The sequence below is a fragment of the Jiangella anatolica genome, assembly GCF_003236295.1.
Taxonomy (GTDB): domain Bacteria; phylum Actinomycetota; class Actinomycetes; order Jiangellales; family Jiangellaceae; genus Jiangella; species Jiangella anatolica.
This window is the reverse complement of sequence record NZ_POTW01000094.1, coordinates 21,412-28,159: the sequence shown is the minus strand read 5'-3', so window position 1 is coordinate 28,159 and position 6,748 is coordinate 21,412. Positions and strand designations below refer to the sequence as shown.

Below are 6,748 nucleotides of genomic sequence, written 5' to 3'. Positions count from 1 at the left end.
CCGTCGTCTACCCGCCGTCGGGGTCCCGGTTCGGCGGCGTGGGCGGGGAGAAGCCGCCGTTCGTCGTGTTCGCGCACGGCGGGCCGACCGGCCGGGTGCCGATGGTGCACGACCTCGAGATCGCCTACTTCACCAGCCGCGGCCTGGGCGTCGTCGACGTCAACTACGGCGGCTCGACCGGGTTCGGGCGCCCGTACCGCGAGCGGCTGCGCGAGCAGTGGGGCGTCGTCGACGTCGAGGACTGCGTGGCTGCGGCGAAGGCGGTGGCCGACGAGGGCATCGCTGACGGCGCGCGGCTGGCGATCCGCGGCGGGTCGGCCGGCGGCTGGACCGCGGCGGCGGCGCTGGCGTTCACCGACGTGTTCGCCTGCGCGACGATCATGTACCCCGTCCTCGACCTCGTCGCGTTCCGTACCGGCGAGACGCACGACTTCGAGTCGCAGTACCTGGAGAGCCTGGTCGGGCCGTGGCCGCAGACGGAGGACCGGTACCGGGAGCGGTCGCCGATCAACGCCCCGGAGAAGTTCACGGCGCCGTTCCTGCTGCTCCAGGGCCTGGAGGACGAGGTGTGCCCGCCGGCCGCCACGGCCCGGTTCGTCGAGCGGATCGACGAGGTGGGCGGGCCGGCGCACGAGTACGTCGCGTTCGAGGGGGAGCAGCACGGCTTCCGGCGCAAGGAGACCATCGTGACCGCGCTGGAGAAGGAGCTCGCGCTGTACGGCAAGGTCTTCGGGTTCACGCCGTCGTGACGGAGGCCGCGATGGCCCCGCTGCGGCGGCCGCGCCGGCTGGTCCCGGGCGACCGGGTCGCCGTCGTCGCGCCGGCCGGGCCGGTGCCGAAGGACCGCCTCGACGCCGGCTGCGCGATCCTGCGCTCCTGGGGCCTGGACGTCGTCGTCATGCCGCACGTGCTCTCCGTCCACCCGTCGCTGGACTACCTGGCGGGGACCGACGCGGAGCGGGCGGCGGACCTGCAGTCGGCCTGGTGCGACCCGTCGTTCGCGGCGGTGCTGTGTGCCCGCGGCGGGTACGGGGTGCAGCGGATCACGTCGCTGCTGGACTGGTCCGCGATGGCGGCTGTCCCGCCGAAGGTGTTCGTCGGGTACAGCGACATCACCGCGCTGCACGCGGCGTTCGCCCGGTTCCTCGGGGTGGCGACGGTGCACGGGCCGATGGTCGCGACGGAGGCGTTCGTCACGTCTTCGTCGACGGCGGAGGGGCTGCGGGCGCTGCTGTTCTCGCCGTCGTCTGTTGCCGCGCGGGTGCTGGGTTCGTCGTCGGCGCGGGCTCTCGTGCCCGGCGTGGCGTCCGGCGTGACGGCGGGCGGCTGCCTCGCGCTGCTGGCCGCCGAGCTGGGCACGCCGTCCGGGCTGCCGTCCGCCGCCGGGGCGATCGTGCTGCTGGAGGACGTGGGGGAGAAGGCGTACCGGCTGGACGGGTTCGTCACGCACCTGCTGCGGGCCGGCTGGTTCGACGGGGTCGCCGGCATCGCGCTCGGCTCCTGGCACGACTGCGAGCCGGTGGAGGACCTGATGCTCGACCGGCTGGGCCCGCTTGGGGTGCCTATCGTCACCGAGCTGGGCTTCGGCCACGGCCCGTCGTCGATCACCGTGCCGTTGGGGGTGCGGGCGACACTGGACGCTTCCGCCGGCACGCTCACCCTCAGTGCGGATGCGCTGATGTAGCACATATGTAGCACCAGCGCTATAGTCGTGCCATGACTGAGGTGATCGGGCAGCGGGAGCTGCGGAACGACAACGCGGAGATCATCCGCCGGGTCGAGGCCGGCGAGAGCTTCGTCGTCACTCGGCGGGGGGTACCGGTGGCAGACCTGATCCCCCACCAGCGAGACGCGCCGTCCGTCGCCCGTCCGACCCTCGGCGAACTGCAGGAGGAGTTCCGCCGGCTGCCGCCGATCGATGCGGAGCGATGGGCCGCCGAGCGCCGGGCGGACGACGAGATCTTCGGGCCCGACGATCCGCTGACCGACGAGTGGGAGCGGGCCAAGCGCCGGTGACCGCCACCTCCCGCATCCTGCTCGACACTTCGGTCGTGATCGACATGGGTTCGGTAGACCTCGGGGCACACGCTTCCGCCCCTGCCGCGCTGAGCACGGTCACCATCGCCGAGCTGTCTTACGGGCTCGATGTCGACGACCCGGTCGAGCGGCTGGCGCGGTCGAGGCGGTTGGAACGGGCGCTTACCGCGTTCGAGATCCTGCCCTTCGACGTCGACGCGGCCCGGCTGTACGGAACGCTGGCCTCGCTCGTCCGGCACAACGGGCGCAACCCACGTCCACGGCGCCTCGATCTGCAGATCGCCGCGACCGCCGCGGCCCATCGCCTGCCCCTGCTGACCCGCAACCCGGCTGACTTCGTCGATGTCGTCCGTGTCGTCGAGGTGATCGAAATCTGATTCGGGCGGCGGCCGCGGTCGCTATCGTCCGATGCTGTGAGCGCATTGCTATGGGGCTTGCTGGCCAGCTCGTCGCTGATCGTCGGCGCGCTGCTGGTGATGGTGCGCCCGCTGCCGCAGCGGGTGGTCGCGCTGGTCATGGCGTTCGGCGCCGGCGTCCTCATCAGCGCGGTCGCGTACGACCTGGTCCAGGACGCGTTCGAGCACAGCAGCGGCTGGGTGCTGCTGGCCGGACTGACCGCGGGCGCCGTCGCGTTCTACGCCGGTGACCTGCTGATCGACCGGCTCGGCGGCGCGGACCGGAAGCGCTCGACGGGGGCGCAGGCGGGCGGCGCGGGCGCGGCGATCGCGTTCGGGACGGTGCTCGACGGCGTCCCGGAGTCGGTCGTGCTCGGCACCACGCTGGCCGGCGGCGCCGGCGTCAGTGTGGCCATGCTGGCCGCCGTCTTCCTGTCCAACCTGCCCGAGGCGATGTCCGCGACCGCCGGGCTGCTCAAGTCCGGCACCCCGGCCCGGTCGGTGCTGCTGCTCTGGATCGGCACGACGATCGTGGCGGGGGCCGCCTCCTGGGCCGGCTGGTACTTCGTCGGCTCCGCGGGCGGTGAGACGGTCGCGCTGGTGCAGGCGTTCGCGGCCGGCGCCCTGCTCACCATGCTGACCGACACGATGGTGCCCGAGGCCTACGAGTTCGGCGGCCCGTCGACGGGGCTGGTGACGGTGCTCGGTTTCAGCGTGGCGTTCGGGCTGAGCACCCTCGCCTGACCGCTCAGTCGTCGCGTGGCTCCCGGTCGGCCAGGATCTTGTCGACGGCGGCCGCCTGCTCCTCGTGGCCGGTTTCGCGGTAGCTCCGCTGCGCATCGAGGAGATCGGCCCGTGCCTCCGCGGCCCGCTCGCCCTCGGCCGGCCCCTGCCGCTTCCCGGCGGCGGTGAGCTCCTCCAACCGGCGCCGGAATCCCGGCGGCTCCGGCCGCGAGTACTCCACCTCCGCGCCCGGCTCGTGGTACGCCGCCAGGTCCTCGAACGTGACGTTTCGCGCTGCAAGCCAACGACGAGTGGACTCGGGCACCCTCGCCGTGTCCTTCGTCGGGATGTCCTCCATATACGTGGTCATGCGATGCCGCCCCCAGCGCTCGCCCGGAACCGGGTACGGGTCATCCGGCGGCGGCTCCGCCCCGAACACGTCGAACCACAGATCCCGCAGGATCTCATCCGTGGTCCACTGTGTCTCCGACGCGTAGGGTCCCTCGGACGAGTCGCGGATGTGCGCTGCCAGTTCGTCACGGAAGCGCTGGATGTCGTTGTGATTCGTCTCCAGCCACTGAGGAACGCTCTCGCACGCCTCGTAGTAGTAGTCGAGGAGTTCGTCCTGGTCGTGGCTGAAGACCTTCATCCACCGATTGAACTCAGGCGTCTGCTCCATCACGGCTCCAGGTACTCGACTCGTTGCGGATCGTCTGCGAAGTAGCTCGTGAGCAGCCGCCACGGCCCATCCGGGCGTTTCGCGAAGACGATCAGGCTACCTGGACGTTTGCCACCGCTCACCATGTCGTACGCACGCACGTCGGGCGCGTCGCCCATACCGGCCATGGCGCCCCGGCGTGCCCGTTGCCACATCTTCTTGCCGTCCTTTGTGTCCGTGCCCGGTGCCCGTTGGGTGTGGACGTCCTGTGCCGTGACGCCGGTGTCGGTTACTCGGAGGAACACTTTGGCGATCGTCTCTCCGTCGGCCTCGGCGTCGAGCAAGGCATCGAGCCCTGCCCTCGTGCCACCGGCGGCGCGGAGGAGCGCGACGAGCGGCTTGGCAACCGCCTGCGGCGAGGTGTAGTGGCCACTTGCGGCGCCGACCTGATGCGTCCCGTGTTTGTGCTTGCGCCAGGACTCGACGGAACCATCTGCGTTGAGACGCCAGCCGTCGATGCCGGCCGGATCCAGGAGCCACTGAAGCCGGGCGATCATCTGCGCGGAGGTGAGATGGTGGCCGTGACGCTCGACCGCGTGCGCCGAGCGATCGCTGAGCAACTCCCCGACCAGCAGCCGATAGTCGACCGGGCAGGACGCGACCACAGCGGCGATCGCATCCTGATGGGCGTCATCGTCCGGGAGATCTTGCTGGACGGCGGCGGTCTCCTCGGCCGTGGTCATCACACCCGGCGGCGGGGTCAGCGCTGGTGGGACCGCGATCGCCGGAGGGCCGCCGCCGTCGGTCGGGCGCAGCAGGGCCTCGATCTCGTCGGCGTAGCCGGACAGCACATGCGACACGGCGGCGAACGCGTCCTCGCGCGCCGCCGCCATCTCGGTGCCGATCAGCCGGATCTCGTGCGCCCTCGACAGCAGTTCGCCCCGCAGTTCCGCGCCCACGCCCTTGGCGGCCTGCTCGACGGCGCCGGTGACGGCCTCGATCCGCTTGCGGACCGTGCCGTCCACGTGCTCGGCCGCGGTGGGCAGCTCGTCGCGCAGGGCGCGCAGCGACTCGGCGGCGTGTCGCACGCCGTCGCCGTCGCTGCCGCCCTGCATAGGCTCACGGTAATGGATTGATTGAGGGACTCGGAGCAGATCAGCGCCGCCGGCCGTGCAGGAGCGGGTTCGCGACCTCGAGATGCCGCAGCACCTCGTTGACCTCGTTGTCGCCGCTCGGACCGGCGAGGCCGAAGTCGCGCGCCTCGATGATCACCCGGTCGGCGTAGACGTCGATGGTGAGGCCGCGGTTGATGTCCCGCGTCGTGACCTCGGTGATGCTGCTGGTCGACTCGCCGCGGGCGTCCCACTCGATGTGCATCGCGCCGGTGTTGATGGCGAGGAACCCGTCCGGGTGACCGCCGGGGACCCGCCGCCGGACGGCCCAGTCGCCGAGCTCGAACGGGTAGTGGGTGTGCCCGCTGAGGAAGATCGCGTTCGGGTGGTCGCCGAGCATGGCCGTGAGCTCGTCGTTGCGGTCGTAGGACTCGTGGTACCAGGGGATCCACGAGGCGGAGACCGTGTCGCCGAGCGGGAAGTGGGCGATGACGAGGACCTGCTTCTTCCGCTCCGTCCAGTAGTCCAGCCGCTCGTCCAGCCACGCGACCTGCTCGTCGGACATCCCGACCTCGGGCGGACGGGGGAACTCCTGCCCGATGACGAGCACCGGCACCTCGCCGCCGCCACCGGACAGCACGTACTCGCCGTAGACCTTGTCCCGGCCGGCGAAGTCGAGGAACCGGTCGCGCAGCGTCTCCCACGACGCGGCCGCGTAGCTCTCGTGGTTGCCGATCGCCGCGACGAGCTGGTCCGGCATGATCCCGGCGGACGTGGCCCCGGCGACGACGTCGTCGATCTGGCGCCACTCGGCGGTCGTGCCGGTGGGCACGATGTCGCCGGCGATCAGCAGGCCGGCGGCGTCCGGGCGGACGGCGTCGAGGTCGCGCAGGCCGTGGGCGAAGTCGCGCGGATGACCCTGGATGTCGCTGACCACCCAGAGCTGCGTGGCGTCGTCCAATGACGGGGTCGCGGTCGCCGTGGTGCGCACCGCGACGCTGTCGATCGCCCAGTACCAGGAGTTGCGCGGGGCGTCGAGCCGCCACCGGAAGACCGCCTGCCGCACGCCGGACGGGACGGCGAAGCGCAGCGCCTCGGTGCTGTTGGCCAGATCCGCGTCGTAGTCGTTGGCGGTGTTGGTGGAGTCGTAGCGCAGCAGCGTCGTCTCCTCGCCGCCGTCGAACGCGACGGTGACGGTGGCCGACTGCCCGGTCCACGGCCGCAGGTGCGAGTCGAACGTCAGCTCCAGCTCGTCGTAGCCGAAGACCCGCACCGGCGACGAGACCAGCGTCGTGTCGAACCGGCCCGCGGCGCCGGGGGCGTCGTCGTACTCGTCGGAGTCGGCGACGGCGATGACGTCGTCCGCGCGGCCGAACCGGAACCGCATCTGGTCCTCGGCGGCGGTCCAGTACTCACGCGTCGTGAACGACCAGCCGCGCCAGTCGTCGACGCCGCCGGCCTCCATCTCGGGCGTGACCTCGACCGACCAGCCGCGCGGCGGCTGGTGCGTGTAACCGTCGCCGGCCTCGCCTGACAGGCTGTTGAAGCTCTCGCGCCAGAGGGTCTGCTGACCCACCCGCGTCTCCTCGGCGACCGCCGTCGTCCCCATGACCGCCAGCGGGGCGGCCACCGCGGCGCTCATCAGGGCCGCCGTCACCCCTGCGCGTCTGCGCGCTCGGATCGTCATGGCCGGACCGTAGGAGCCGGAGATGACCAGCGGTCCGGAATCGGGCAAAGGGGAGATGACGAGCACCCGTCGAGAAAACTTGCCTGGCGAGAAGATTTGCGCGATCCGCAAGAAGTAAGTTAGTGTCAGATTGCGG

At 71.4% G+C, this 6,748-nt stretch carries 8 protein-coding genes; 5 read left to right on the top strand and 3 right to left on the bottom strand.

Annotated elements, in window-relative coordinates; genetic code table 11:
- The 5 genes from C1I92_RS27010 to C1I92_RS26990 all read left to right on the top strand — a co-directional run.
- A partial coding sequence (locus C1I92_RS27010; protein ID WP_146605305.1) for a S9 family peptidase occupies positions 1 to 749 on the top strand: 749 nt, incomplete at its 5' end.
- Between the two features lie 11 nt (positions 750 to 760).
- Positions 761 to 1,684 (top strand): S66 peptidase family protein, encoded by a 924-nt coding sequence (locus C1I92_RS27005; protein WP_111257733.1) that lies wholly within the window; start codon positions 761 to 763, stop codon positions 1,682 to 1,684.
- 32 nt (positions 1,685 to 1,716) lie between these two features.
- On the top strand, positions 1,717 to 2,016 hold the full coding sequence (locus C1I92_RS27000; protein ID WP_111257730.1) for a type II toxin-antitoxin system Phd/YefM family antitoxin: 300 nt from the start codon (positions 1,717 to 1,719) through the stop codon (positions 2,014 to 2,016).
- Positions 2,013 to 2,414, top strand: a complete 402-nt coding sequence (locus tag C1I92_RS26995) for a PIN domain-containing protein (protein ID WP_199521636.1) — start codon at positions 2,013 to 2,015, stop codon at positions 2,412 to 2,414. Before C1I92_RS27000 ends, C1I92_RS26995 begins: the two co-directional genes overlap by 4 nt.
- Positions 2,415 to 2,450: 36 nt before the next feature.
- Positions 2,451 to 3,176 carry a ZIP family metal transporter gene (locus C1I92_RS26990; protein ID WP_111257728.1) on the top strand — a complete coding sequence of 242 codons (726 nt, stop codon included), beginning with the start codon at positions 2,451 to 2,453 and terminating at the stop codon, positions 3,174 to 3,176.
- Between the two features lie 4 nt (positions 3,177 to 3,180).
- On the opposite strand, the gene C1I92_RS26985 is transcribed toward C1I92_RS26990, so the two are convergent.
- From C1I92_RS26985 to C1I92_RS26975, 3 genes are read right to left on the bottom strand one after another with little or no spacing between them, the layout of a single operon-like run.
- Positions 3,181 to 3,804, bottom strand: a complete 624-nt coding sequence (locus C1I92_RS26985; protein WP_146605304.1) for a hypothetical protein — start codon at positions 3,802 to 3,804, stop codon at positions 3,181 to 3,183.
- A 29-nt stretch (positions 3,805 to 3,833) separates the two neighbouring features.
- Entirely contained in the window at positions 3,834 to 4,928 is a 1,095-nt protein-coding gene (locus tag C1I92_RS26980; protein WP_111257726.1) for a hypothetical protein, read from the bottom strand.
- A gap of 40 nt (positions 4,929 to 4,968) precedes the next feature.
- Positions 4,969 to 6,612 (bottom strand): metallophosphoesterase family protein, encoded by a 1,644-nt coding sequence (locus tag C1I92_RS26975; RefSeq protein WP_199521635.1) that lies wholly within the window; start codon positions 6,610 to 6,612, stop codon positions 4,969 to 4,971.
- Positions 6,613 to 6,748 lie beyond the last annotated feature (136 nt).

Bases quoted from the DNA above. Each gene is read 5' to 3' on its own strand.
- C1I92_RS27005 (WP_111257733.1), top strand. From the start codon at position 761: ATGGCCCCGCTGCGGCGGCCGCGCCGGCTGGTCCCGGGCGACCGGGTC.
- C1I92_RS27000 (WP_111257730.1), top strand. From the start codon at position 1,717: ATGACTGAGGTGATCGGGCAGCGGGAGCTGCGGAACGACAACGCGGAG.
- C1I92_RS26985 (WP_146605304.1), bottom strand. From the start codon at position 3,804: ATGAAGGTCTTCAGCCACGACCAGGACGAACTCCTCGACTACTACTAC.
- C1I92_RS26980 (WP_111257726.1), bottom strand. From the start codon at position 4,928: ATGCAGGGCGGCAGCGACGGCGACGGCGTGCGACACGCCGCCGAGTCG.
- C1I92_RS26975 (WP_199521635.1), bottom strand. From the start codon at position 6,612: ATGACGATCCGAGCGCGCAGACGCGCAGGGGTGACGGCGGCCCTGATG.